Annotated in this window: 19 protein-coding genes and 5 tRNA genes; 21 read left to right on the top strand and 3 right to left on the bottom strand. The window is 52.4% G+C overall.

The window, feature by feature from the left end; all coding sequences use genetic code 11:
* Window positions 1-15: 15 nt before the first annotated feature.
* The 10 genes from acpS (at window position 16) to LZ463_RS08040 (ending at window position 8,791) form a co-directional block, all read left to right on the top strand.
* Complete coding sequence (gene acpS, locus LZ463_RS08085) at window positions 16-438, top strand: holo-ACP synthase (protein WP_241455094.1); 423 nt, start codon at window positions 16-18, stop codon at window positions 436-438.
* A 7-nt stretch (window positions 439-445) separates the two neighbouring features.
* On the top strand, window positions 446-2,326 hold the full coding sequence (gene uvrC / locus LZ463_RS08080; protein ID WP_241455093.1) for an excinuclease ABC subunit UvrC: 1,881 nt from the start codon (window positions 446-448) through the stop codon (window positions 2,324-2,326).
* A gap of 132 nt (window positions 2,327-2,458) precedes the next feature.
* Complete coding sequence (pgsA, locus tag LZ463_RS08075; protein WP_241455092.1) at window positions 2,459-3,043, top strand: CDP-diacylglycerol--glycerol-3-phosphate 3-phosphatidyltransferase; 585 nt, start codon at window positions 2,459-2,461, stop codon at window positions 3,041-3,043.
* A gap of 68 nt (window positions 3,044-3,111) precedes the next feature.
* Window positions 3,112-3,187: transfer RNA gene (locus LZ463_RS08070), tRNA-Gly, on the top strand.
* Between the two features lie 51 nt (window positions 3,188-3,238).
* Window positions 3,239-3,314, top strand: a tRNA-Gly gene (locus LZ463_RS08065).
* 36 nt (window positions 3,315-3,350) lie between these two features.
* Window positions 3,351-3,426, top strand: a tRNA-Gly gene (locus tag LZ463_RS08060).
* A 108-nt stretch (window positions 3,427-3,534) separates the two neighbouring features.
* Window positions 3,535-3,608, top strand: a tRNA-Cys gene (locus tag LZ463_RS08055).
* A gap of 78 nt (window positions 3,609-3,686) precedes the next feature.
* Window positions 3,687-3,779 (top strand) — tRNA-Leu (locus LZ463_RS08050).
* Window positions 3,780-4,049: 270 nt separating this feature from the next.
* Complete coding sequence (locus LZ463_RS08045; RefSeq protein WP_241455091.1) at window positions 4,050-6,704, top strand: TrlF family AAA-like ATPase; 2,655 nt, start codon at window positions 4,050-4,052, stop codon at window positions 6,702-6,704.
* A gap of 407 nt (window positions 6,705-7,111) precedes the next feature.
* A complete protein-coding gene (locus tag LZ463_RS08040; RefSeq protein ID WP_241455090.1) occupies window positions 7,112-8,791 on the top strand; it encodes a chitinase in 1,680 nt (559 codons plus the stop codon).
* A gap of 136 nt (window positions 8,792-8,927) precedes the next feature.
* On the opposite strand, the gene LZ463_RS08035 is transcribed toward LZ463_RS08040, so the two are convergent.
* Both LZ463_RS08035 and LZ463_RS29045 read right to left on the bottom strand, forming a co-directional pair.
* Window positions 8,928-9,959 carry a cupin-like domain-containing protein gene (locus tag LZ463_RS08035; protein WP_241455089.1) on the bottom strand — a complete coding sequence of 344 codons (1,032 nt, stop codon included), beginning with the start codon at window positions 9,957-9,959 and terminating at the stop codon, window positions 8,928-8,930.
* 104 nt (window positions 9,960-10,063) lie between these two features.
* Complete coding sequence (locus tag LZ463_RS29045; RefSeq protein ID WP_277623981.1) at window positions 10,064-12,073, bottom strand: glycosyl hydrolase family 18 protein; 2,010 nt, start codon at window positions 12,071-12,073, stop codon at window positions 10,064-10,066.
* A gap of 662 nt (window positions 12,074-12,735) precedes the next feature.
* On the opposite strand from LZ463_RS29045, the gene LZ463_RS08020 reads away from it, so the two are divergent.
* The 5 genes from LZ463_RS08020 to LZ463_RS08000 all read left to right on the top strand — a co-directional run bounded on the left by LZ463_RS08020 (window position 12,736) and on the right by LZ463_RS08000 (window position 17,668).
* Entirely contained in the window at window positions 12,736-13,602 is an 867-nt protein-coding gene (locus LZ463_RS08020; protein ID WP_241455088.1) for an SGNH/GDSL hydrolase family protein, read from the top strand.
* Window positions 13,603-13,798: 196 nt separating this feature from the next.
* A complete protein-coding gene (locus tag LZ463_RS08015; RefSeq protein WP_241455087.1) occupies window positions 13,799-14,164 on the top strand; it encodes an agenet domain-containing protein in 366 nt (121 codons plus the stop codon).
* Window positions 14,165-14,383: 219 nt separating this feature from the next.
* On the top strand, window positions 14,384-16,270 hold the full coding sequence (locus LZ463_RS08010; protein ID WP_241455086.1) for an adenylate/guanylate cyclase domain-containing protein: 1,887 nt from the start codon (window positions 14,384-14,386) through the stop codon (window positions 16,268-16,270).
* Complete coding sequence (locus tag LZ463_RS08005) at window positions 16,267-16,791, top strand: SH3 domain-containing protein (protein ID WP_241455085.1); 525 nt, start codon at window positions 16,267-16,269, stop codon at window positions 16,789-16,791. Before LZ463_RS08010 ends, LZ463_RS08005 begins: the two co-directional genes overlap by 4 nt.
* 1 nt (window position 16,792) lies before the next feature.
* Window positions 16,793-17,668, top strand: a complete 876-nt coding sequence (locus tag LZ463_RS08000; protein WP_241455084.1) for a M48 family metallopeptidase — start codon at window positions 16,793-16,795, stop codon at window positions 17,666-17,668.
* Window positions 17,669-17,748: 80 nt separating this feature from the next.
* Here the strand turns inward: LZ463_RS08000 and LZ463_RS07995 are convergent, their stop codons facing one another.
* The gene (locus tag LZ463_RS07995) at window positions 17,749-18,570 is read right to left on the bottom strand and encodes a substrate-binding periplasmic protein (protein WP_241455083.1); all 822 of its coding nucleotides are present in this window, start codon (window positions 18,568-18,570) and stop codon (window positions 17,749-17,751) included.
* Window positions 18,571-19,100: 530 nt separating this feature from the next.
* Between LZ463_RS07995 and flhB the strand changes: the two genes are divergently transcribed.
* The 6 genes from flhB to LZ463_RS07965 are packed head-to-tail and all read left to right on the top strand — an operon-like array spanning window position 19,101 to window position 26,018.
* Window positions 19,101-20,288: a flagellar biosynthesis protein FlhB gene (gene flhB / locus LZ463_RS07990; RefSeq protein WP_241455082.1), complete on the top strand. Its 1,188-nt coding sequence runs from the start codon at window positions 19,101-19,103 to the stop codon at window positions 20,286-20,288.
* Window positions 20,285-22,372 carry a flagellar biosynthesis protein FlhA gene (gene flhA, locus LZ463_RS07985; RefSeq protein WP_241455081.1) on the top strand — a complete coding sequence of 696 codons (2,088 nt, stop codon included), beginning with the start codon at window positions 20,285-20,287 and terminating at the stop codon, window positions 22,370-22,372. Before flhB ends, flhA begins: the two co-directional genes overlap by 4 nt.
* The gene (gene flhF / locus LZ463_RS07980; protein ID WP_241455080.1) at window positions 22,369-23,724 is read left to right on the top strand and encodes a flagellar biosynthesis GTPase FlhF; all 1,356 of its coding nucleotides are present in this window, start codon (window positions 22,369-22,371) and stop codon (window positions 23,722-23,724) included. Before flhA ends, flhF begins: the two co-directional genes overlap by 4 nt.
* Window positions 23,717-24,559, top strand: a complete 843-nt coding sequence (locus tag LZ463_RS07975; protein ID WP_241455079.1) for a MinD/ParA family ATP-binding protein — start codon at window positions 23,717-23,719, stop codon at window positions 24,557-24,559. The genes flhF and LZ463_RS07975 overlap by 8 nt, the downstream gene beginning before the upstream one ends.
* A 5-nt stretch (window positions 24,560-24,564) precedes the next feature.
* Entirely contained in the window at window positions 24,565-25,296 is a 732-nt protein-coding gene (locus tag LZ463_RS07970; protein WP_241455078.1) for an RNA polymerase sigma factor FliA, read from the top strand.
* A complete protein-coding gene (locus LZ463_RS07965) occupies window positions 25,278-26,018 on the top strand; it encodes a flagellar motor protein (RefSeq protein WP_241455077.1) in 741 nt (246 codons plus the stop codon). The genes LZ463_RS07970 and LZ463_RS07965 overlap by 19 nt, the downstream gene beginning before the upstream one ends.
* The last annotated feature ends 6 nt before the right edge of the window (window positions 26,019-26,024 follow it).

The raw sequence follows: 26,024 nt of genomic DNA, 5'->3' as shown, positions 1-26,024 counted from the left end.
AACCATTTACCTGACATGATTTACGGCATAGGCACAGACATCGTCCAGATATCGCGCATGCAAGATGCATTGACGCGCAATGGTGAGCGCTTTGCAGAAAAAATCCTGGGGCCAGAAGAATTCAAGATTTATAGCGAACGCAAAGCCCTGGTAGAGGCGCGTGGCCTGCGCTACCTGGCGACCCGCTTTGCCGCCAAAGAAGCCTTTTCCAAAGCCATCGGTCTGGGTATGCGCGACCCCATGAACTGGCATGCCATGCAAACCCTGAACAATGACCTGGGGCAACCGGAAGCTTATTTGACAGGCCCCTTGCAGCAATGGATGCAAGAACGCTCCTTGCAGGCACGCATCTCTATCAGTGATGAAACTGACTATGCCATTGCCTTTGTGATCGTTGAAAGCTTGTCTGCTACAGTAGCGACTTCCGCTGCACAATAATCGCATCATGACCGAGCCCCTTATTTCAGAAGCGCGCCAGCAAGTGCTGGACCTGGTTGCCAAACTGCCCAACCTGCCTGGCGTTTACCGCTATTTCGACAGTCAGGACCAGGTATTGTATGTCGGCAAGGCGCGCGACCTGAAAAAGCGGGTGTCGAGCTATTTCCTGAAAAACCTGTCCAGCCCACGCATCGCCATGATGGTGGAAAAAATCGCCAGGCTGGAAACCACCGTCACCCGTAGTGAAGCAGAAGCGCTGATCCTTGAGAATAACCTCATCAAGGCCCTGAAACCGCGCTACAACATCCTGTTCAGGGATGACAAGTCATACCCCTATCTGAAGCTGACGACAGAAAAAACACCGCGCATGATGTATTACCGCGGGGCCATCGACAAAAAGCATCAATACTTTGGCCCTTTCCCCTCAAGCTGGGCGGTGAAAGAGTCCATGCAGATATTGCAAAGAGTCTTCTTGCTGCGCAGTTGCGAAGACAGCGTCTTTGCCAACCGCACGCGCCCCTGTCTGCTACACCAGATCAATCGCTGCAGCGCACCTTGCGTGAACATCATTTCGCCAGAAGACTACCAGCAGGATGTGAATCATGCTGCCGATTTCTTGCGCGGCCGCCAGCTCGAAGTCATGCAAAACCTGGAAAAGAAAATGCTGGCTTTTGCGACCGACCTCAAGTTCGAACAGGCAGCCCTGGTGCGCAACCAGATGTCAGCCCTGTCCAAGGTCTTGCATCAGCAAAGCATGGAAACAGCGGGTGATGTCGATATCGATATCCTGGCGGTCGTGGTGGAGGGCGGTCGCGCCTGTGTCAACCTGGCCATGGTCAGGGGCGGGCGGCATCTTGGCGATCGTGCCTATTTCCCCACCCATGTGGATGATGCTGTCAGCGTCGCAGAAAATGACATCGAAGTAGAGGTGATCTCCGCCTTTCTGGCGCAGCATTATGTTGACCAGTTCATCCCGCATACCCTGGTGATGAATGTGGAGCTGGATGCACCCGACCTGATGCTGGCCCTGGCGGAGCAATGCGGGCATAGGATCAATCTGTCGTTCCAGCCGCAAGAGCAGCGCCGCGCCTGGCTGGATATGGCCGTCAAGGGCGCGAAACTGGCCCTGGCGCGCATGTTGTCCGAGCAAGGTTCGCAGCAGGCGCGTACACGCGCCCTGGCGACCGTGCTGGAGCTTGATATTGAAAACCTGGAAGAGCTGCGCGTCGAATGTTTTGATATCAGCCACACCCAAGGCGAGGCAACCCAGGCATCCTGCGTGGTGTTCCATCATCACGCCATGCAAAATGGCGAATACCGCAGATTCAACATCAAGGACATTACCGGTGGCGACGACTATGCCGCCATGCGCCAGGTATTGTTCCGTCGTTATGAAAAAGTCGCAAGTGGTGACACCGGCGGCGATGAGACCAATGAACGCCGCATGCCCGACATCGTGCTGATCGATGGTGGCAAGGGCCAGGTTGAAATGGCCAGGCAGGTATTTGTCGAACTTGGTCTTGATATCAGCCTCATCGTCGGCGTTGCCAAAGGCGAGGGGCGCAAGGTCGGCCTGGAAACCCTGGTATTCGTTGACGGGCGCGAAGAAAAAGAACTGGGCAAGGAATCAGCAGCCCTCATGCTGATCGCCCAGATACGCGACGAAGCCCACCGCTTCGCCATCACCGGCATGCGCGCCAAACGCGACAAGGCCAGGCAGACTTCGCAACTGGAAGAAATCGAAGGCATAGGCCCCAAGCGCCGCCAGCGCCTGCTGGTGCGTTTTGGCGGTTTGAAAGGTGTCAGCGATGCCAGCGTCGAAGACCTGGCCAGTGTTGTCGGTATTTCCCGCCAATTGGCAGAAGAAATTTACAAGAGGCTGCGATAGGGAAATATAATTGCGTCATATGTCTGCATTGGTCTGTATTGCAGCGAACGCTACTGATTTTTTACTGACGCATTCCTGATGTGTTTTTGATGTATCCCTGGTGTATATAGCGGTTAAAAAAGATAAAAAAACATGCCTTTCAATTTTCCTATTTTGCTGACCTGGTTGCGCGTGGCCCTGATACCGCTGGTGGTTGGTGTTTTTTATCTGCCTGACGTCTGGTTGAGCCCGTTTGAAAAAGGCCTGGCATCGACCATTGTTTTTATCGTCGCCGCAGTCACCGACTGGTTTGACGGTTTCCTGGCACGCCGCTGGAACCAGACCTCATCCTTTGGTGCTTTCCTGGACCCGGTGGCCGATAAACTGATGGTGGCCGGCGCCTTGCTGGTGCTGGTGCAGCTTGATCGTGTCAATGCCGTCATTGCCTTCGTCATCATCGGTCGTGAAATCACCATTTCCGCCTTGCGTGAATGGATGGCGCTGATAGGCGCTTCCAAGTCCGTGGCAGTCAGCAACCTGGGCAAGATCAAGACCACGGCGCAAATGGTCGCCATCCCCATGCTGCTGTATTACGACTTGCTGTTTGGCATGATAGACACCAAAGTCTTTGGCTCATGGCTGCTGCTGATTGCCGCCGTCCTGACAGTCTGGTCCATGTTCTATTACCTGCGTAAAGCCTGGCCCCTGATCAAGGAAACCACCGACAAGATGGGGTAATTGGCAATGAGAACAGATGGGCGGTTGACATATTGGCTGGATGATATATAATTCTGGTCTTTCGCAACGCGGGAGTAGCTCAGTTGGTAGAGCGCAACCTTGCCAAGGTTGAGGTCGAGAGTTCGAGACTCTTCTCCCGCTCCAAAAAATTTTTGGATGGCAGCGAAAACAGTAGGGCAGTACAGTAGTAAAAATGCGGGAGTAGCTCAGTTGGTAGAGCGCAACCTTGCCAAGGTTGAGGTCGAGAGTTCGAGACTCTTCTCCCGCTCCAAAATGGCGTAGTACCTGAAGTATCAGCAGCATATCTGCGGGAGTAGCTCAGTTGGTAGAGCGCAACCTTGCCAAGGTTGAGGTCGAGAGTTCGAGACTCTTCTCCCGCTCCAGATTCTGAAGGGAAGCACAGCTTCCCTTTTTTATTCAGTTGCACCGCATTTCAGCATCGATGTCTGGCACAATAGCAAAGTCAGGCATCAACCTGAGATAGCACCCCTGGCGGGGTAGCAAAGTGGTTATGCAGCGGCCTGCAAAGCCGTAGACGCCGGTTCGATCCCGACCCCCGCCTCCAAATTCAAAAAAGCGCTTTAGAGCGCTTTTTTTTCAGGACTGACATTAGCCATTCGCTAATGTATAGTTGTAGTAGTGGGCCCGAGTGGTGAAATAGGTAGACACATCGGACTTAAAATCCGCCGCTTTCCGTAAAAGGGGCGTGCCGGTTCGATTCCGGCCTCGGGCACCACGTACTTACATCACATATCATCACAAAACCCCGCAAAGCCAATAAAATCAAGGTTCTGTAGGGTTTTTGTTGCCTGCGCAAATACGTAATAATCCACTTTAAATAATATTTTTCTTTTCCTTATTACGCTTTTTTTACAACATAACTACGCCGATTAATCTTGATAGATGTGAAAATGGCAAATGTTTGTAAATCGGATGCCTCGTAGCGTACACAGATCGCTGCATAAACAAGGGTTATTGGGCCATGTCGGGCGATCCAGGGAGGAATATGAGCGATCAATACACCTATGCAAGATTTTGGCGCTGTGCGCTGCAAGTTAATACTTTTAACTATAACAGCACTTACAGAGGGACAGATCATGGTCTGGATGAGGTAAATTATAATCAAGCACTTCTCCAAAGGTGCCTTGAGCTCGAAATCAAGGTTGTAGGTTTGGCTGATCATGGTAGTGTGATCAGCGTTGATGCCTTGCGTCAGGTACTACAAATGCATAGGATCGTGGTTTTTCCCGGTTTCGAGATTGCCTCGAACGACAAGACTCACTACGTTTGTCTCTTTCCAGAGGACACTACAGTTCAGCAGCTTGACCGTTATCTTGGGAGTCTCAAGTTGCATGATCCAGCTGACGGTATCCGGCCTTCTCTTCTGAGTTCGGAAGTGTTGATCGACGAAGTTGATCAACTCGGAGGCTTTATTTACGCAGCGCATTGTACGCATAACAGTGGGCTGCTGAAAAATCGACTGGATCACGTTTGGAAACATTCCAAGCTCCGTGCAGCTCAAATCCCGGGATCAATAGACGACCTGAAGACTATTGAGGGCGACTTTTATCGTAAAGTGTTTTTGAACAAGGATGACGGTTATAGACGCGAGCGTCCTGTGGCAGCAATCAATGCTAAGGATGTTGCCAAGCCTGGCGACTTGGAGCTTCAAGGGGCGACCTGTTTAATCAAGATGACGCGACCTAATTTCGCTGCGTTCAAGGTTGCCTTCCTTGATCCGGGATCTCGAATCCGCCTCAATTCGCAGCAGTTGCAAAGCCCGATTGGCAAAATTGTACGTATGATTGTGGTGGGAGGCTACCTGGATGGTGTTCGATTGGACTTCTCTGGTCACCTTAACACTGTTATAGGTGGACGTGGTACCGGTAAGTCAACCTTGCTCGAATGCCTTCGTTACGCTTTGGATTTGCCACCAAAGGGTAAGCAGGCTCAAAAGCTTCACGAGCAAATCATCACCGAGAACCTTGGCAAATTCGGTGGCGAAGTTGAGCTTACGGTGGTGTCGTCGGCTCAGAATAGCAAGCAATACATCGTTTCCCGTCGCCATGGTAAGCAGCCTACGGTACGTGATATGGAAGGCAATGTCTCAAACTTACTTCCGCGCGACTTGCTACCAGGCATCGAAATTTATGGACAGAACGAGATTTACGAGCTGGCTCAAGACGAGGCTAGTAGAGTGCAGTTGTTGGACCGCTTCCTTCCTCAGGATGGGACGTACGAAGCAAAGTGTACCAATGTACATAAACGCTTGAAAGATAATCAGCAGAAGCTTTTGAAATCTCTAGGTGACCTAGACGATATGAAGGCACAGGTCGATAGTTTACCCAAATTGGAAGAGCGACTTCGGGGATTTGACGATTTAGGAATCAAGGGAAAACTGGCCAAAACCTCATTACTAGCGAGGGAGAACGAGATCGCCAAGGCTGCTACCGAGTGCGTACAAAGCCTTCGAGGCAAAATTGTAGATATTGGAGATGGCTTACCAGACCTTACGTTTATTGACGATCAAGCACTTCAAGAGTTACCGGACGCTGCCGAGTTGATAGCCATGCGCACGACATTGGAGCAACTCAAACAAGATTTTTCCGATAATCTGGTCTTAATTAATACCTTACTGGAACAAGGGCAGCAGCAGCTTTCTACACAATTTGATGTCTGGCAACGAGCAAGTGATCGGCACCAGGACGAATTGGTAAATGCATTACGAACCTTGCCTCCAACGGCTGGAAAAAGCGGACAGGAGGTTGGCGTTGCCTATCAGCAGCTTTTGGGGGAGATTGAGCGTATTAATCCAATGAAATCTCGTCTTTCCACTAGTGAGGGGCAGCGCGACATCTTGTTGCGGGAGAGAAGTAATCTATTGGCCGAGTTGTTTGATTTGAGGTCGCAACGTATTCAATCATTGAAAGCGGCTTCGAAAAAATTGAATAAACTCCTTGAAGGGAAGGTTAAAGTAGAAATCGTGCCTGAGGCTGATCGTACACCGCTTAAGAATTTCCTGCTCGGGTGCAAGTTGGAGGGAATTGGAGAAAAACGGCTTGCTTGGATTGAGGAGGTGAAGACGATAAGTCCTTTGTCATTGGCCGACTCGATCAAAAATGGTTCGGCCGCAGTGCTGCGGGATTGGGGTGTTACACAAGTGATGGCAGATGCTCTTGCCAAGCTCCAAAAGTCTCAGATTATGGAATTGGAAGCATTGGATATAGAGCACCGTGTGGACATCTCCTTAAACGTCGCCCACGGTGATGCCGAGGCCATATTTCGTCCGTTAAACAAGCTCTCAACGGGTCAGCAATGTACGGCGATCTTGCACATGCTTTTGTTAGAAAATGTCGATCCGCTGCTAATGGACCAACCAGAGGATAATTTGGATAACGCCTTCATTGCCGATCGTATCGTGACTGAGTTAAGGGCAGCGAAGACTTGTCGGCAATTTCTTTTTACAACTCACAACGCGAATATTCCTGTGTTTGGCGATGCAGAATGGATAGGCGTCTTTACAGCATCCGAAAACCAAGGAAGCCTAGGCTTAGACGCGCAAGGGTCAATAGACGTTCCGCTAATCCGAGATCAGGTAGCTAGCATCCTGGAAGGAGGAAGAGACGCTTTTATCCAACGAAAGGAGAAGTACGAGTTCTAAGCATGTTCGATGTGCGTTTGCAAACAACTTAGCAAGGGGACGCATGCTGCAAGTGACCGTGCACGGAGCTTTATATATTGCTGGCAGCAAGTAATAACCAATGCCCATTATTTTCGCACTGATATCCCGTAATACCACTGACACCAGCCGCTCCGGCTGGTCTGATCAAAAAGCCAAATAGCACAATCTCAAATCGGCATTTAAGCCTTGTCTGCATGACATCTTGTTGCTTGAAAATAAAGTGGTACTTAAGTGGCTGGATAATAACAAAACCAGTTGACGCACCAGTTTCAGACCTCCATGCTTAATTCTTGAGCGGCTTGTTGCAGTAAGGATAAGCGCCTCAAATCTGTATTTTTGGGAGTTAACACATTTACTGAATTTATAAAATCGTTGGGGGGATCGAAGTGGAAAATACTATTTTAAGAAAACTGATTCAAAACATGCTGGTGTGCGCTTCCAGCGGTAGTTTGCTGGTGGCGTGCGGTGGCGGTAGTGGGGGCAGTGCTGGCGGTGGTACGGCAAATACGCCACCGGCGGCTGCGCCGGCAGTGGCGGCGACGGCGTGCTATGCGGCCTGGGATGCGGCGACTGCCTACAATGGCGGCGCCCTGGTCAGTGCCGGGGGCACTAATTATGCAGCCAACTGGTGGACGCAAAATGAAAATCCGTTGACCAATAGCGGTGCATCTGGCAGCGGGAAACCATGGACCAGCAAAGGGGCTTGTGACAGTACGCCAACCCCAACGCCCACACCAACGCCGACTCCTACGCCCACACCGACGCCTACTCCAACACCTACACCGACCCCAACTCCGACGCCCACACCAACGCCGAACTGTTCTGCCTATGTGGCCGGCACCAAATATGAGGCGGGAAGGGTGGTCAGTAATGCTGGTGGATTCTACCGTTGCGATGTGGCTGGCTGGTGTTCAACCGGGGCATCTGCTTATGAGCCTGGTGTAGGTTGGGCCTGGACCAGCGCCTGGACTTCGGTTACTTCGAGCGCCTGCCCGACACCAACACCGACTCCTACACCGACGCCTACGCCTACGCCGACCCCAACTCCGACGCCCACACCAACGCCGACTCCAACTCCAACTCCAACTCCAACTCCAACGCCCACACCGACACCGACGCCAGGTCTGGCCAAGCATGCCCTGGTTGGCTACTGGCACAATTTTGCCAACCCCAGCGGCAACACTTACCCTATTTCTCAGGTCAGTAATGACTGGGATGTCATCGTCGTGTCGTTTGGTGACAATGCCGGTGGTGGCAATGTCAGCTTTACGCTGGACCCGAGTGCCGGTAGTGAGGCGCAATTTATTGCCGATATCAAGGCCAAGCAGGCGCAAGGGAAAAAAGTGGTGCTGTCGCTCGGTGGGCAGAATGGTTCTGTCTCGGTGGGGTCTGATGCAGAGGCGACCAATTTTGCCAACAGTCTGTACGGCATCATGAACAAATACGGTTTTGACGGTATTGATCTTGATCTGGAAAACGGCGTGGCACAGGGCGCACCTATCCAGACTTATTTGCCGGTCGCTGTCAAGAAACTGAAGGCGAAAGTCGGTTCAAGTTTCTACCTGTCGATGGCGCCAGAATGGGTGTATGTGGAAGGTGGCTTTACCTCGTACGGGTCGATCTGGGGCGCATATATCCCCATTATCAATGCATTGCGGGACGAGTTGACCATACTGCATCCGCAGTATTACAACAATGGTGATGTCTATACACCGTATCAGTCGGCAGCACTCAAGGCCGGGTCGGCAGACCAGCTGGTGGGTACGGCAAAAATGCTGATTGAAGGCTTTACCTATGGTGGCAACAATTTTGCCGGTTTGCGCCCTGATCAGGTTGCTTTTGGTGTGCCGTCCGGGCGCAGTTCTGCCAATTCCGGCTTTACCACTTCGGCTGATGTCAGTAATGCGCTTAATTGTCTGACCAAGTTGCTCAACTGCGGAAGCATCGTCCCCAAACAGGCTTATCCAAGTTTCAGGGGCGTGATGACCTGGTCCATCAATTGGGACAAGCATGATGGCTATAATTTCTCGGTGCCAGCAAAGGCTGCCCTGAAAACCTTGCCTTAATGTTGTGATGCGCCGCCTGTCAAGTGACAGGCGGCGACAACTGGAAATGAAGGTGAGATTTTACGGCACTGTGTTCCGGCATTGGCACGTTTTCAGGTGCCGATGCCGGAGCGCAGTTTTGGTTTGAAGATGTGGATCAGAAGTCGTGATTTGCCGGGTAGTTACTGAAGAAGTCATTGTCCCAGCGAAAGTTCGTGGCAGCGATGGTGACTGAGATATCGAGTGATTCCACATAATGCCACCAGCCTACGGGCAGGAACAGGATTTCACCTGGTTCCAGCACGCATTCCAGCACGGGCACATCCCGCATCATGGGGAAGCGCTGGAGATCAATCTCACGGCCATCAATCGGGGTGAAGCAGTGGCGTTGATTCTGCATCTTGGGCAGGTGGCAAGGCGCGATGAGTTTGACACGCTTGCGCCCCATGATCTGTATCATGAAGTTATTGGTCAGGTCATGGTGAAACGGCGTAATGGTCCCTGCCGGGCCAAACCAGAAAAAGCCCTGTTTGCCTTGGTCTGTCTTCAGGTATTCTGGCAATGAGGGTACGTCTTCCCACAATTCATTGAGTGCTTTGCGGTTGCTGGAGTCGTTGTTGGCGGTCATGTACATGTCATTGCTGCGGCCGCTCTTTTCCACCAGGTCCACATAGTCGCCAAAGCGCATCTGGCGTTTGTGGGCGATGCTGTTCATCTCATAATTGGCGTCGCTGTTGCGGCCAAATTGCACTTCGACCTGGCGGTCAGAAAAATGCTCGCGAAAATAAGCGAGGCTCCAACGGCTACGCGCCGGACAATCTTCCACCATGCCGGTAATGATCACCGGTCGGTTCAACTGGTAGTAATCGTGGAGAAACTGCCTACCAGACAGCTGGTGGCTACGCTCCAGGGTGAATGGCGCTATCTGATCGAGCTTGTCGGTAATGGCCAATACCCAGTCGCGTTTGTCGAGGCGGTTTTTGATTCTTTGCACCCCTTGTAGATAAGGGCTGGACAGGGCAGCGCTGATTTCCAGGCGTGCTGTGTGCAGGCTGAAGCCGCTTTTTTGCAGGACGTTTTCCAGGGTTGCCGGATGGCCGCCGAGCAGCAGGTTTTCTGCGATCCAGCGACGCCAGTCATCGCTCATTGCCTGGGCCGCTTGCGCATGCAAACCGAGTTGTGCATTCATTTGCTTTCCTCTCGCTAAAAAAACTGCGGATGTGATCGTCTATTAATCTATCACACCCGCAGTCATACGCTTATTAATGAACTGTTACAGCTCACTAATCAAGACTATCTTCCTTTCCAGACTTCGCTACCCAGAACACCGTTGGCGTCACCATCAAGTTCCCAGGTAAATGCGCCATGCAGGTTCTGGTCACGCACATACTTCATTTTGATGGCGATGACGGATGGGTCATCATAACTCCACCATTCGCCATTGTTGGTCATGAGCATCAACTGCTTGGTCACCGGATGCAGAGTGCGTGTACCGGTCTTGTTTTTCAAGACCTTGTAATCGTCTATCCCCGCTTCATAGGTGGCTGGTGCTGGTCCTCCGGTTCCCTGATACAGGCCGTTTCCATTGGGCCCTGCACTGACGCTCTTCCAGCCGCGCCCGTAGAACGGAATGCCGAGCAAGATCTTGTTGCGTGGCATGCCGGCCGTGACCAGGGCCTGGATAGCATCATCCGTATTGTACTTGGCAAGCACACCCGTGGACGGGTCTGCAGGGTCATGGTACAGCGGTGAATGGAAGTTGGTGGTGTTTTCCCATCCGCCATGGAAGTCATAGGTCATGACATTGACCCAGTCCATGTACTGGCTATACAGCGAAGGCTCGGTCTGGGCGATCTTTTCAGTGCCAGCACCGATTGCTGCCGTCAAGGAGTAACGCTTGTTGTCCAGAGCCCCCTGTGCATCGAGTTGCGCACGGAATTCAGCCATCAGCAAGGTGAAGTTGTGCTTGTCATTGACTGCATCAAACGTGTTGTAGGGCTGTCCACCACCACCTGGGTATTCCCAGTCGATGTCGATACCGTCAAACACACCCTTGGCAGCGCCTGGTCCACCGCGCCCATCCTGTACCGGCAGATCACCGGCGATGAACTGCTTGACGCAGGACTTCGCCAGTTGCTTGCGCAGGGCATCGGTTTTCGCTGCCGCAGAGAAGAACTTCGACCAGGTCCAACCGCCGAGCGAGATGAATACTTTCAGGTTGGGATGGGCCGCCTTGAGCAATTTCAATTGCGCAAAATTGCCGGTGAGTTTTGCATCCCAGGGGATGGTTTTTCCATCGACGGTGCGCGCCGGTTGACGCTGGTAATCGGCAAAGGCATCGCCGCCCGTACCAGCATCGGCTGGTGGCGGGTTGTTATTGCCGGTCTCAGTCTTGGTGACCATATCGCATTCATAGCCACCGTTTTTGGCATAGATATTGCCGAAGGCATAGTTGATGAAGGTCAGCTGATCGGCAATGCTGGTCTGCACGCCATTGACCGGGGTTTGCGTGGTATGAATATCTGCCACTTCGTAAGACCGTCCGTATACGCCCCATTGCGCAAAATAGGAGCCGACTTCGCGGCCGCCGACAGGTGTTGGAGTCGGTGTTGGTGTTGGCGTTGGAGTTGGAGTTGGAGTTGGAGTCGGTGTGGGCGTCGGCGTAGGAGTCGGCGTCGGTGTGGGAGTTGGTGTTGGCGTCGGAGTTGGTGTCGGAGTTGGTGTCGGGCAGGCGCTGACGGTTACCGCTGTCCATGCGGTGCTCCAGGCCCAGCCTACACCAGGTTCATAGGCAGATGCGCCGGTCGAACACCAGCCGGCCACGTCGCAACGATAAAAGCCGCCCGCATTGCTGACCACACTGCCGACCTGATAACTGGTGCCCGCAACATAAGGAGCACAACCTGACGTAGGTGTCGGCGTTGGTGTTGGAGTCGGAGTTGGTGTGGGCGTCGGAGTAGGCGTTGGTGTGGGAGTTGGGGTTGGTGTCGGGGTTGGCGTGACCGTGCTCAACTCCCAGGGGCCCCACTGTTCTGCACCAGGTACATTCCCCTGGGTCCACCACTTGGCCTTATACGTTGCACCTTGGTAGGTGACGCAATTGCCTTGCGTATATACTTGAGTACTGCTCCATGCCGCACAACCGCTGTCGGCCATCTGCGCCGGTGGCATCGCCACATGTGCGCTGGTCTTGGGTGTTTCCGTTACATTGTCCGTGCCGCTGCCACCGCCACAAGCTGCCAGCATACTGCCGACCAGACTGAGCATCAGGTGATTGGCGCGTATTCCAGTTCTATGTCTCATCCTATTTCCCCCTGAACTGTTGATAAATAAATGCCTCAATTAAGTGAGGTCATTTCTGTGGTTCCGGTTTCATTTTTTGCCAGGAACCGTTAGCAACGATGTTGCCTAAAGATTCAGCGGTCAAGTGGTTTTTTTGTAATTAAGATATTGCAAAAAAGAAAAGAATCCAATTGGCGAGTCTGCGCATTTACTGACAGGATTTATGGGGCATGGTGAGGAAAATAGATACTTTTAGCCGATACCAAAATAATACCAATATGTAGAGGAAGTTAAAGTGGTATTGTTGTGGCGAGTCATGAATTTATAAAAAAGGTTAAATATTTTAAAAAATAAGTGTCCGATCACCTGGATAAATTTGAGTTGTTGATACTTTGTAATTTCATGAGGCTGTCATTTCATCTGACGAATATGACCGCTTATTTCAATCCGGTTTTTTGCATGCCCTTATGCAGGTCTGGAGGATTGATAATGAAAACCAGACCACTTTCCCCAAGAGCACGATTATTATTTATGCCATTTAAAGTTATTGTATTTGCATTGAAAATAAGATAATTTTCTGAGGCGGGTATTCGTTTGTTTATCTGATCCTCCTTTGATTCTCATGGGCAAATATCTGGATGGATACCCCGTCATTGATAGGTCTGTCTAACTGGGGAATTGCCATGGAATTGAGGAATGAAAATGCAGTCGTTGTTTCTGTTGATGGTTTTGAGCGGGGGATAAACAGTCAGCGTTATCTTTCCGGCGTGGATGACAGTGCGTTTCAAAAACGCATATTGTGTGAAGGGGATTCCTGGTTTTCCATTGGCGCCATACCTTCGAGCAATTTACTTGTTCCTTTAAAATTTGCCGAAACAACGTTGTTGTACAACCTGGCAAAGCCTGGCGACACGATACGGAACATGTCTGACATTGCCAGTAACCCGGTATTGAATAAACTGATCGCTGACCCGGTATTCTCAAGTAAGTGGGATGCAATTTTTATCAGCGGCGGCGGCAATGATCTGATAGACAGAGTGGGGCAGATACTCTGCAAGCCTTCAGTCGGCGCTGGGAGCCATATGCTCGATTATGTGAATGGTTTTGAGCTGGCCAAGTTCAAGGTCGACCTGCAGAAGGGTTACAAGAAGATTGCCGCCATGCGGACGGGCAAGAATGAGAAAACACCTATCGTAGCGCATGTGTATGATTACCCTACACCCAGGGATGCCAAAGCAAAATTCCTTGCTTTTGGTCTTGCCGGTCCATGGTTGTACAACGCCTTGAAAAGTGCTGATATCCCCGTGGATAAATGGATATCGCTGGTGGATTATATTTTCGAGTCGCTGGGCTCGACAATCATTGATCTGTCGGGGCAGATTGATAATTTCCACGTCATCTCGAATACCCGTGAAACCCTGGTCCGGGCACGCCTTGGCACGACAGGTGACGACGGTGACTGGCTCAACGAAATTCACCCTAACGCAGGCGGCTACGCGAAGCTTGCAGAGGTTATTTCACCAGAACTCTACCATTTGCTCTATCCGTAAATGCCTTGATGCCTGCTTGTCGGCATCTGAAGTTCTGGACAGATGGGTAGCCAGATGAGTGTCGCGCAACTCAATGAAAGGTCGGCCTGATTTCGATTTGCATATCTGTTTGCCGGCTCCTAGAATGATTTGCGCGATACTGCGTGGTCACTCGTTACTTAATCTGCACTACTCAATCTATCGATAGGAGTTTGTGATGAATTTCAAAAAATCGGCATTACTCTCTTCACTTGCAATATTGCCCCTGTGTTTTGCTTCGTCAGCATTTGCTGAGCTATGTACGGTGGGACGAGCGACGCAAGTTCTGTGGAAGGGGGACTGGTACAAGGCTACCATTACCGAAGCGGGTATGGATAAATGCAAGATTACGTATATCGGCTACACCGCAGACGATGATGAATGGGTGGGGCCAGAGCGGCTCAAGATCAAGGTTCTGTGGAAAGGGGATTGGTACCCTGGTCGTGTCATCAAGAAAGAAGGGGCAAACTACCTGATCGGCTATGACGGTTATGGCAGCGAGGATAACGAGATTGTGCCGCTGGCGCGGATACAGGTGCGATGAGGTGATTTGCCTGGTAAGCCCGGTGTTTCAACAAACTGGCTTGATTTATCTGTATATTGTTTCCATTTCGAGCAGGCTACTTGGCCTGCTTTTTTGTTCCCTTCCTGTTTCAAAATTGCGTCAAAAGGCATGCTCCCTGCGCCTGTTTGTCATTCGTGATCGTTTCACGGTGTTAAACTGAGTGGCTCCATTGATTGATTTCAATACGGCCTTTCAAGCATGCTGAAAAAACTCTTCCCCTTCATCAAGAATGCAAGCTTGCGCTGGTATGTGGCGCTGAGCTTGTTGCTGGTGCTGATGATGGCGATGGAATTATTTGGCTTGCATATTTTCGCGACGACAGAGGCGCGACTGGGTGATGTGTATCTGCGGCATCATGCGCCTGAATACAAGGTGGACCCGGACATTGTCGTGGTCGACATTGACGATGCCAGCATGTTGACCATGCAAAGGGTAGTCGGGTTATGGTCGTGGAAACGTGAGACGCACGGTTTTTTGCTGGAAGGCCTGCGTGAATTTGAGCCACGGGCGATTGTGTTCGACATCAGTTTTCGCGAGCGTGATCTGGCCTTCCCTAAAAGTGATGCGTTTTTGTCCGGGCAAATCAAGGACTTTGCGCACACTTATATGCAGACGCTGGAACTGGAGCCAGCAGTGTCGAATGAACAGGTATTGTTGAGCAGTGTTGCCGACGCTTTTGCAGTTGGCCAGCCTGGTAAGGCAGATGCAAAGGCACCCCTGCAATTGCCGCTTGCAATTGAGCGTGATGCATGGCGATTGGGCCTGGTCAACCTGCTGGAAGATGGTGACGGCATTGTGCGTCGTTATCGCTTGTATTCTGATGTGCAGGGTTGGCGTTTGCCGTCCTTGCCGACGCGTGTCATACAGGACCTGGGTGGCAAGATACCCACCGGTAGTGATTTCCAGATACTGTGGCCGCAGCAGGGGCACAAGCGCTATGCCTATGCCGACCTGTTTTTGAAACTGACTGAAGAGAGGTCGGGTTTGTCACCGGCAGCCGTTGCCGAACTTGATCTGCGCTTCCGCAACAAGATCATTGTCATCGGTTCGTCGGCAGCGGGTCTGTACGATCATCATCTTATTCCCCTTGGGCCACGTTACCCTGGCGTGGATATGCTGGCCGTCGCCATTGATAATCTGAAAAATTTTCGTAGCATCAGCAAGGTGCCGCCTTACTGGACATTCGCCATGGGCCTGACGCTGATTGCCTTGCTGGCGCTGGCCTTCCGCAAGCGCCTCAATCCGGTACTGACGGGGAGTCTGCTGAGTGTGGCCAGCCTGCTGGCTGTGTATGCGGCCGACCAGTTGATCACGCACCACCTTATGCTGTCGGTCGCCAGTCCGCTGATTTTTGCCTGGACCTGGTTTTTATTGGCCGCCATTGCCGGTTATCTGCGCGAAAGGCGTACCCGTGACAGGACTGTTTCTTTGTTTGGTCGTTTTCTTAATCCGGAAGTCGTGCGCAAGATTGTCGATCATGGCGAGACGGTGGAAAGCCTGTCTGGCCAGACGCGGCAGGTCACCGTACTGTTTTCGGACATACGTGGCTTTACCACCCTGTCAGAAAGCAAGCCACCGGATGAGGTGGTGAAGTTGCTCAACCGGTATTTTGAACGCCAGGTGGAAGTCGTCTGGCGGCATGGCGGTACGCTCGACAAATTTATCGGTGACTGCATCATGGCTTTTTGGGGTGCGCCGCTGGATGATCCTTTGCATGCCAGACGTGCCGTAGCCGCATCCATGGAGATGCAGGCAAATTTGATTGCCTTCAGGGAAGAGTTGATTACCGAAGGATCGGACCTGGTCGACTTCGATGTCGGCATCGGTGTACACACGGGGACGGCTGTGGTAGGCTTTATTGGTGCAAAACGCAAGCTTGACTACACCGCCATCGGCGACACGGTCAATCTGGCCAGCCGGGTTGAGGGACTGACCAAGGGTGTTGCCAGGGTATTGGTGACCCGCGATACCATGCTGGCTTGCGCTGATTCCGATTTTGATTTTACATTGCGTGGCGCTTTTGCTGTCAAAGGGCGCGCCGCCGAAGTCGATTTGTATGAACCACAACAGAGGAAGCTTATATGAGAATTCCCATTTTTGTTTTTGTCTTGTTGCTCTGTACGAGCAACGCATTTGCAGAGTCAGCGACGACTTCGCGTCCTACCGAATTGCAGGAAAAAGCCAGTGCAGATTCTGCCGTACTTGCCACTCTGGCTAACCAGACCAGGGTAGATGTCATGCAGCGAAATGGCGGTTGGACTCAGGTCAAGACTGGCAATGGCCAGTCTGGCTGGGTGCGTATGACCAGCTTGCGTTATGAAAACGCCGGCCCCAGCACGGCAGTGCCAACTTCGGGCGGTTCTTTGCTGGGCTCACTGGCGACATCGGGCCGAACGTCCAATAGCGGCAGTGTCGGTAGTGGAGTCAGAGGCCTGGACAAGGAAGACTTAAAGCGGGCATCGCCAAATTATGCCGAGCTTCAGAAAATGCAGCGCTTTACGGTTGACAAGAATTCAGCTCAAACCTTTGCGCAAAAATCCAGCCTGAGCCCAAGCAACGTTGCCTATCTGGACCAGAACAACTCCGGAAAACGGGAGAATAATTAAGATGCGCGCCTACCAGAAACTATTGATCGCCAGCCTGACGATCCTGCTCTGCGGACCGGCAGCAGCCCAATTTGACTTTTTAAAGAAGGCGCTTGAAAACGCCCCTATCCCTGGAAAAGCCAAGACCGCTCTGGATAAAACCATGGATGTGGCAGAAAAGACCAAAGAGATTGATGAGCCAAAAGAAATCGCCATTGGTCAGGAGTTTGCTGCATCGTTGCTGGGTGCAAAACCTTTGCTGAATGACCCCGCACTGCAAAGGTATGTCAATACGCTGGGGCGCTGGCTTGCGTCGCAGACAGAGCGGCCTGATTTGCCATGGACGTTTGGTGTGCTTAACGATGATGGCTTCAATGCCTTTGCCACACCTGGTGGAAGTATTTTCGTCACCAAGGGTTTGCTGGCGCGCATGCGTAACGAAGCTGAACTGGCAGGCGTTCTGTCACATGAGATTGGGCATGTCATACGCAAGCACTATCTGAAAGCGATTCAAAGCAATGCGGTAACTGGCTTGGGTGTGGATCTGGTTGCCGAAAATATTAACAAGGGACCAGCGGAACTTAAAACGTTTGCAGCAAATATTTTCAAGGACGTGTATGCCAAGGGGCTGGATAAAGATGATGAATACGAAGCTGATCGTGTTGGCGTCGTAATTGCCGCCCGCGCCGGCTTTGATGCTTATGGGCTGCCTTCAGTCTTACAGACCTTGCAGTCACAAAACCCTCAGGACAAGGGGTTTTCTTTATTGTTTGAAACCCATCCGACACCAACTGATCGTCTGGACAGACTGACACGGGCAATGGGTACACGGTTTGAATCAAGCACAGGCTCTGCCGGAAAACCGTTTAGTGAACGCTCCAGGGAATTCAGTCACTAAACGTTTTCAGGAAATTGCATTTAAAAAATGGCGACCAATTTAAAGGGTCGCCATTTTTATGATCAGGTCCTTCAAGTCGATCAATAAAACCGCGCCAGCACCTTGGGCAGTTTGCCGTTCGCTATGCCCTTGCGGATCACACTATTGAGTTTCACAATCTCGGCTTCAAATTTCCCGTTGGCGGCTGCAAAGTGGGTGGTGTCGTAAAACACTGGCCTGGCTGACACGTAAAAGGTTTTGCCGGTCAGTTCTGGGTCGTTGAAGCTCGGTATCAATTGATCACGCAAATAGGCTTCTACCTGTTGCGAACGATGTAGCTGACGTATGGGCCAGAGCATGATGTCGCTGCGTTTGTTCATCAGCTTCTTGAAGCGGGCAGGGGATGAGGCAGGATCTTCCTGGACGTTGAAGATGACATTTTTGGCTTTTTCAAAATCCATGCCGTGGCTGAAGCCGCGCCCTATGCTGACAGTTTTGCCGCGCAAGTCTTCCACCGATTGAAAATTTGGGCGTGGGTCACCATAGGTGATCGCCCATATCTTTTCTGCGACAACGGGGATGGAGTAATGATAAAGCAGCAAACGCTCTGGCGATTTGGAGATGCCGAAGATGATGCCTTCGCCATTCTGGGCCATTAACTGCGCACGGTTCCAGGGTAATAGCTGGCGCTCGAACTGGATGCCGGATTCGCGCTCAAAATATTGCAGGATGACCTCTAGATCGCGGTCTATCGGTAATTGCCTGCCATGAATGTCCAGGCTTTCTTGCAGCAGCAGCTTGATGGGCGTAGCTGGCACTTTCTGCCGGGTGTCTGCATTGTGGGCAGCATGGGCCGGTGTCGATACTTGTGACATGACGGCAAATAGGAAAAAACAGGCTAGCTGTTGAAAACGGAGCAACATGGTTGTTTCAATCAAAGGCGCACAGCAGGGAATACATTGTTCCCGGATGTTGTTACTTGGGGTGACAGGACTATTCAGGTGCAACAGAGGATGACCATGATGATCTGTCTGACTCATCCTGGCTTGATCGTGAGGGGGATTGTCTCGTCGTATTTCTTGCAGACATGATGATACATCGCAGGTAGCAGAATTATGTTTTAACTTGTGTGAATTCTGGCTGGTTTTATGCTTGGTATTTTGTCTTGCATGCCAGTCAAGATGGCAACCCAGCACAGTGCTTGTGCTGCCATGTAGTTCAAAGAATAAGCTTAAATTGCAAGCTTAAATGACAAGTCGGTCACAACAGCATTTCTCCGTGATTGTTGCCTTTCCCAGCATGTTTTGGCGAACCAGGCACTCTTTTGCAAAAGGAAAGGGGTATTTCCTCCTTTATTCCACGCATCTTGTGCTTCTGTCATAGCCAATAATTACACCTGTGAATTTGCGTAATCAAAGCAGTCGTTGCTTTGAAGAAATAATGGGAGTCGGCAATGGCCGAAGACAGTGACCTTGAACGTACCGAACCGGCCTCGCCCAAGCGCCTTGAGCAGGCGCGGGAAGAGGGCGATGTTCCGCGTTCGCGTGAACTGTCTACCTGCACCATTCTGTTGGCGGCAGGTGGCTCGCTATGGGCTATGGGTGACAGCCTGGTACAGCACCTGAATCATGCACTGGTGACGGGTTTGTCGCTGGAGCGTGCCATCATTTATGACCATGAGTTGCTGTTTTCAAAAATAGCTGCCAGCTTGTGGGACGTGCTGATCGCTTTTGCGCCGGTAGCCGTGTTGCTCCTGATCGTGGCCCTGGGATCGCCACTGCTGATTGGTGGCTGGCTGTTCAGCGCCAAGGCACTGCAGCCGAACTTTGCGCGCATGAACCCGATTTCCGGCCTTGGTAACATGATTTCCACCCGTGCCGGTGTGGAGCTGTTGAAGGCGATCATCAAAACCATCCTGGTCGGTGCGGTGGCCTGGACTGTCATCATGAGCCAGAAGAACGCCATCTTTGCCTTGCCGCTGGAATCATTGAAGACCGGGCCTGCGCATGTCGGCCACATGATGGGTGTGTGTTTTCTGGCCATCGTCGGTTCGCTGGTGGTCATTGCGGCGATTGATGCACCTTACCAGATGTGGCAATACGCCGAAAAACTGAAGATGACACACCAGGAAGTCATACAGGAATCAAAAGAAGCCAATGGTAATCCGCAGATCAAGGCAAAAATCCGTGCACAGCAGCGTGAGATGGCCCGTCGCCGCATGATGGCAGAGATACCGACTGCTGACGTGGTGGTCACCAACCCGACGCACTTTGCCGTTGCACTGAAATACACCGAGGGTGGCAATGGCGCACCCAAAGTAGTGGCCAAGGGCGCAGATGCCGTCGCTGCCAAAATTCGTGAACTGGCCAAAGAGCACAGAGTGCCATTGCTGGAAGCGCCACCACTGGCGCGTGCATTGTACAAGCACACTGACCTCGGCGATGAAATTCCGGAAGCACTGTATGCCGCCGTGGCTGAAGTGCTGGCTTATGTCTATCAACTGCGCAGCTATCGCCAGGCCGGCGCCGGCAGGCCTGCAGAACCAAGAGATTTATATGTACCACCAGAGCTTGATCCTAACAATGAAACAAAAGATCAAATTGAGAATCGGGCGCAAAATCAACCAGGAGCTAATGTATGAATAGCCTCACCCTGCCTGCCTGGATGAATGGCATGAACACGCGCGCATTGGCCGCACCTTTCCTCATCATCCTGATGCTGGCGATGATGGTCTTGCCTTTGCCTGCATTTGTGCTCGATGTCTTCTTCAGCTTCAATATCGCGATAGCTGTCATTGTTTTGCTGACCAGTCTGTACACAGTCAAGCCGCTTGATTTCATGGTGTTCCCGACGGTGCTGCTGGTCAGCACCATGTTGCGTCTGTCGTTGAACGTGGCTTCCACCCGCGTGGTCCTGACAGAAGGGCACACTGGTCCTGATGCGGCCGGCAAGGTGATTGAAGCTTTTGGTCACTTTCTGATTGGTGGTAATTACACGGTTGGTATCGTGGTCTTCATCATCCTGACCATTATCAACTTTACTGTGGTGACCAAGGGTGCTGGCCGTATCGCCGAGGTCGGTGCACGTTTTGCCCTGGATGCGATGCCGGGCAAGCAAATGGCCATTGATGCCGATCTCAATGCCGGTCTGATTGCCGAGCAGGAGGCACGCCGCCGCCGTACTGAGGTAGCGCAAGAAGCAGAATTTTATGGCGCCATGGATGGTGCAAGTAAATACGTGCGTGGTGATGCCGTGGCCGGCATCATGGTGACGGTCATCAATATTGTTGGTGGCTTGATTGTCGGCATGGTCCAGCATGACCTGGATTTTGCTGCCGCCTTGAAAAACTACACCCTGCTGGCAATTGGTGATGGCCTGGTGGCGCAGATTCCTTCGCTGATCATTTCAACCGCAGCCGGTGTTGTGGTGTCAAGGGTGGCCAGTGATCAGGACATCAGCGGCCAGTTGATCGGTCAATTGTTTGCCAAACCCCAGGTCTTGTTGATCACAGGCGGCATCATCGGTGGCATGGGCCTGATACCAGGCATGCCGCATATTGCCTTTATCCTGCTGGCCGGCGTTCTTGGCGGCGGCGGCTACTTGCTCAACAAGCGTGCCAATGCTGCGCCTGTCGCCGAAGAAAAAGTGGAAGCGCCCGTCAGTTCAGGCGCTGAGATGGAAGAGGCAACCTGGCAGGACATCATGCCCGTCGATACCCTGGGACTGGAAGTCGGTTATCGCCTGATCCCCCTGGTGGATAAAAACCAGGGCGGGGAATTGCTGCGCCGTATCAAGGGCATACGCAAGAAGTTTGCCCAGGAGGTCGGCTTTCTGTCGCCGCCTGTCCATATTCGCGACAATCTGGAATTGAAACCCTCGGCATACAGGATCACCCTGAAAGGTGTCGAAGTCGGTACCGGTGAAGCACTGAGCGGTCAATACCTGGCGATCAACCCTGGCATGGTGACCGGCAACCTGCCGGGCACGGTCACCAATGACCCCGCATTCGGTCTGCCTGCGGTATGGATAGATGCCGGCATGCGGGAACAGGCGCAAGGCATGGGCTATACCGTTGTTGATTCCGGGACGGTGATTGCGACTCACCTGAATCACCTCATCACCAGCCATGCCGCCGAATTGCTGGGTCGTCAGGAAGTACAGTTGCTGATGGATCACCTGGCCAAGGAAATGCCCAAGATGGTGGAAGAACTGGTGCCGAAGGTTCTGCCACTGTCGATATTGCAGAAAGTCTTGCAGAACCTGCTGATTGAAGGGGTGCATATCCGCGACATGCGCACCATTATAGAAACCTTGTCAGAGCAGGCCATGCATACTCAGGATGTCGGCGAATTGACTGCCCAGGTCAGGATCGCACTGGGGCGCGCCATCGTCCAGCAGATATTCCCGACCGGGAATGAGATGACGGTCATGACGCTTGATAACCGTCTTGAACGCCTGCTGATGCAAGCCTTGCAGACCAGCGGTGCGGATGGATCTGGCATAGAACCGGGTTTGGCCGATACATTGCTGAGCCAGGCCGAGGCTGCTGCACAGCATCAGGAGCAAATGGGGCTGACACCGGTATTGCTGGTGCCTGCGCCATTGAGGGCTTTGCTGTCACGCTTCTTGCGCCGTACTTTGCCGCAATTGAAAGTCTTGTCACACAACGAAGTACCTGAAACAAAAACCATTAGAGTCACCAGTCTGGTCGGAGGTCAATCATGAACGTCAGAAAATTTACCGCGAATACGTCTCGCGAAGCTTTGCGCATGTTGCGTGATGCTTTGGGGGCTGATGCCGTGATCCTGTCCAATCGTAACGTGGGCGGCAAGGTGGAGATTCTGGCTATGGCTGATGAGACTATCAATGCCATTGCACCTGCCCCTGAAGATGACGTGCCGGTACCGGATGCGCCAAGGTTTGCGCCGCGCTTCAGGTCAGATGAATCGATACCTGCGCTCAAACCTGTCGAGCGCAGCTTTGATACTCCGCCTGCCAGAGCATCCAGCGCCGGCACAGGCAGGCCGCAGAATAATCTGCAGAAGGGCATCTTCAGCCCTGGTGGTGAAAATGACATGCCTGTCAATGCCAGCGAGCTCAACAATGTGATGTCGGAAATCCGTTCCATGCGCAATATGCTGGAATCGCAACTGGCGGAAATCTCATGGGCCCAGACACAGCAGCGCCAGCCACAAAAGGCAGAGGTTTTGCGTGAATTGCTGGCGGCAGGTTTCAGTGCCAGTCTGTCACGCTACCTGGTGGAAAAACTGCCCGAAACGGATAAAGCCGAAAATGGTCTGGACTGGATCAGAAATGTACTGACGCGCAATCTGTCGACCATCAACAATGAAAATGAAATACTGGAAAAAGGTGGCGTATACGCCCTGGTCGGCCCCACAGGAGTAGGTAAGACCACGACCACAGCCAAGCTGGCGGCACGCTGCGTGATGCGTCACGGTCCATCCAAGTTGGCGCTGATCACGACTGACGGCTATCGTATCGGTGGTTTTGAACAATTACGCATCTACGGCAAAATACTCGGCGTGATGGTGCATGCGGTCAAGGATGAAGCTGACTTGCGCATTGCCTTGTCCGAGCTTAGGAGCAAACATACGGTCCTGATCGATACTGTCGGTGTCAGCCAGCGCGATAAAATGGTGACCGAACAGGTTGCCATGTTGTCAGGAACTGACACTCCGGTGAAGCGTTTGCTGTGCCTGAATGCGACTTCAACCGGTGAAACCCTGAGTGAAGTGGTGCGCGCTTATCAGGGCAATGGTCTGGCAGGTTGTATTTTAACCAAGCTGGATGAGGCGGCGACCATAGGTGGTGTTCTGGATATTGCGATACGCCAGAAGTTGATGGTGTACTACGTCGCCAGCGGCCAGCGTGTACCTGAAGACCTGCACATTGCCAACAAGCTGTACCTGATTGACCGTGCTTTCAAACTCAAGCGTGAGACGGCGGCCTTTCGTTATCTCGACGAAGAGTTGCCCTTGCTGATGGCCGGTGCAGCTTCGGCAGCCCTGGCTGGTGGTCGTGCCGGTCGTGCTGGTGAGGAGGTGTCCCTTGGCTAGTTTTGATCAGGCAGAAGGTTTACGTCGCCTGTTGGCCGGGCCAAAACCACGGGTATTTACCTTTTTGTCAGCATTGCGGGAAGATGAAAAGAGCGGCATGCTGGTGAATCTGGGGGTGTCACTGGCACGCCAGGGCAATCAGGTCCTGATGGTGGATGCCCGGGCTTCAGAGAACAGCGTAGGCGCCTGGCTCAATGCCAGTCATGACGAGACCTTATTGGATGTAGCGAGACAACAGCGTACAATGAAGGAAGCGGTCAAATTGGTGGCCGCTGGCCTGTCTGTGACCATGCTGTCGCGCCATGCCTGGGCTTCGGCAAAACTGCCGCAAGAAAGCGCCCGGCAGTTGTCGCGGGTGTTTGATGTGGCCGCGAACAAGGTGGACCTGGTGATGGTTGACAGTGAGATCAGTGCGGATGATGCTTTCCCGCTGGCGACACTTGATGACAGCGAGCTGGTGATACAGGTGTCGGCTGATCCTGACATGATCAAGGCGGCATATGGCTTGATCAAACGTGTCAGCAATCGTGTAGGCAGGCGGGGTTATGGTATTTTGGTGTCCGGTGCATCGGAAAAAGAGGCGAGATTGATTTATACGAATATGGCGCAGGCGGCACGCCGTTACCTGGCAGTGCCACTGCACTACGTCGGCCATGTGCCGGAAGATGAGCATGTGAGAAAGGCGGCACATTTGGGACGTTCTGTGATTGATGCTTTTCCCAAGGCACTTGCTTCGCTGGCATTTTCGCGGCTGGCAGAGCATTTGGCGATGACGGCACGTTCCACCTTGTGTGCAGAGGGAGTCCCTGAGCTGGGTGTCAGTCTCGGAATGTAATCACCATGTACACCGCAAGCGGAAAATCAGATAAAAACTTCCTGCTAAGGGAGCATGCGCCACTGGTCAAGCGTCTGGCTTACCAGTTGAAGGCGCGCCTGCCCCCGAGTGTGGAGGTGGACGATCTTGTACAGGCCGGCATGATAGGCCTGCTGGATGCCGTTAACCGCTACGAAGATACACATGGCGCGCAGTTTGAAACCTATGCCGTACAGCGCATACGCGGGGCCATGCTCGATGAATTGCGCAGCAGCGACTGGTTGCCACGTGGTGTACGCCAGAACATGCGCAAGATAGAGAATGCGATGAATGTACTCCAGCAAAAGCTGGGACGGCCGCCATCCGAAACCGAAGTCGCCAAATCACTGAAACTGAGCCTGGAAGAGTATCAGGAAATGCTGACCGACAGCGGCGGGCATCAACTCGTGTACTACGAAGATTTTCATGATGCCGACACCAAGGAGCATTTCCTTGATCATTATTGCTCTGACCTGTCAGGCGATCCGCTGCAGGACTTGCTGAATGATGACTTCCGTGATGCGGTCATCGGCGCCATCGACAGCTTGCCTGAGCGGGAAAAACTGCTGATGGGTCTGTACTACGAGCAGGAGTTGAACCTGAAGGAAATCGGTGCCGTGATGGGCGTGTCGGAATCACGGGTGTCACAACTGCATAGTCAGGCAGTGGCCAGGCTCAGGGCTTACTTAAGGGAGAAGGCGTGGACTGGGCTAGCATAGTCGGATTAATTCTTGTGGTGGTGGGCATACTCGCCGGACAGGTTATCGAGGGAGGGCGCCTGTCTTCACTGGTGCAACCGGCGGCATTTGTGATTGTCTTTATCGGCACCCTTGGTGCGGTCTTGCTGCAAAGCCGTTTGCAGACTTTCCGTCGCGGCGTGCGTATGTTGCGCTGGGTCGTGTCAGAGCCGCCGGACAACAGCAAAAAGAATGTGGAGGATGCCCTGGTCTGGAGCGTGGTTGCCCGGCGTGAGGGCTTCCTGAGTCTGGAGCGCTATATGAATGCTTCAAGCGATCCCTTCATCGGCAAGGGCTTGCGCCTGGTCATCGATGGCATAGACCCGATACGCCTGAAAGACATCCTTGATGTTGATATTTCCCTCTACGAAATGGAGCAGCGCCAGGCAGCCAAAATCTGGGAAGCGGCAGGCGGCTATTCGCCTACCATAGGCATCTTGGGCGCCGTCCTGGGCTTGATCCATGTGATGGAAAATCTGAGCGACCCGTCCAAGCTTGGCGGTGGTATTGCCGTTGCCTTTGTTGCCACCATCTATGGTGTGGGCATGGCCAATTTGCTGTTTTTGCCAGTAAGTAATAAATTGAAAGAAATCATAGGGCGTGAAGTCACGCGTCGTGAAATGCTGTCAGATATTTTTTACAGCATTGCCCTGGGTGACAGTCCGCGTGTGGTGGAAGAAAGACTGACCGATCACCGGAAGTGATTTTCT

Origin of the sequence: Undibacterium paludis, assembly GCF_022568815.1 — a bacterium.
In the GTDB taxonomy this organism is placed as follows: Bacteria; Pseudomonadota; Gammaproteobacteria; order Burkholderiales; family Burkholderiaceae_D; genus Undibacterium.
The sequence above is the reverse complement of the archived record's forward strand: the minus strand, read 5'-3'. Positions and strand labels throughout refer to the sequence as shown.

What these genes read in the sequence shown, in the direction of transcription:
- acpS (WP_241455094.1), top strand. Translation starts at nt 16, where the DNA reads ATGATTTACGGCATAGGCACAGACATCGTCCAGATATCGCGCATGCAA.
- uvrC (WP_241455093.1), top strand. Translation starts at nt 446, where the DNA reads ATGACCGAGCCCCTTATTTCAGAAGCGCGCCAGCAAGTGCTGGACCTG.
- pgsA (WP_241455092.1), top strand. Translation starts at nt 2,459, where the DNA reads ATGCCTTTCAATTTTCCTATTTTGCTGACCTGGTTGCGCGTGGCCCTG.
- LZ463_RS08045 (WP_241455091.1), top strand. Translation starts at nt 4,050, where the DNA reads ATGAGCGATCAATACACCTATGCAAGATTTTGGCGCTGTGCGCTGCAA.
- LZ463_RS08035 (WP_241455089.1), bottom strand. Translation starts at nt 9,959, where the DNA reads ATGAATGCACAACTCGGTTTGCATGCGCAAGCGGCCCAGGCAATGAGC.
- LZ463_RS29045 (WP_277623981.1), bottom strand. Translation starts at nt 12,073, where the DNA reads ATGAGACATAGAACTGGAATACGCGCCAATCACCTGATGCTCAGTCTG.
- LZ463_RS08020 (WP_241455088.1), top strand. Translation starts at nt 12,736, where the DNA reads ATGGAATTGAGGAATGAAAATGCAGTCGTTGTTTCTGTTGATGGTTTT.
- LZ463_RS08015 (WP_241455087.1), top strand. Translation starts at nt 13,799, where the DNA reads ATGAATTTCAAAAAATCGGCATTACTCTCTTCACTTGCAATATTGCCC.
- LZ463_RS08010 (WP_241455086.1), top strand. Translation starts at nt 14,384, where the DNA reads ATGCTGAAAAAACTCTTCCCCTTCATCAAGAATGCAAGCTTGCGCTGG.
- LZ463_RS08005 (WP_241455085.1), top strand. Translation starts at nt 16,267, where the DNA reads ATGAGAATTCCCATTTTTGTTTTTGTCTTGTTGCTCTGTACGAGCAAC.
- LZ463_RS08000 (WP_241455084.1), top strand. Translation starts at nt 16,793, where the DNA reads ATGCGCGCCTACCAGAAACTATTGATCGCCAGCCTGACGATCCTGCTC.
- LZ463_RS07995 (WP_241455083.1), bottom strand. Translation starts at nt 18,570, where the DNA reads ATGTTGCTCCGTTTTCAACAGCTAGCCTGTTTTTTCCTATTTGCCGTC.
- flhB (WP_241455082.1), top strand. Translation starts at nt 19,101, where the DNA reads ATGGCCGAAGACAGTGACCTTGAACGTACCGAACCGGCCTCGCCCAAG.
- flhA (WP_241455081.1), top strand. Translation starts at nt 20,285, where the DNA reads ATGAATAGCCTCACCCTGCCTGCCTGGATGAATGGCATGAACACGCGC.
- flhF (WP_241455080.1), top strand. Translation starts at nt 22,369, where the DNA reads ATGAACGTCAGAAAATTTACCGCGAATACGTCTCGCGAAGCTTTGCGC.
- LZ463_RS07970 (WP_241455078.1), top strand. Translation starts at nt 24,565, where the DNA reads ATGTACACCGCAAGCGGAAAATCAGATAAAAACTTCCTGCTAAGGGAG.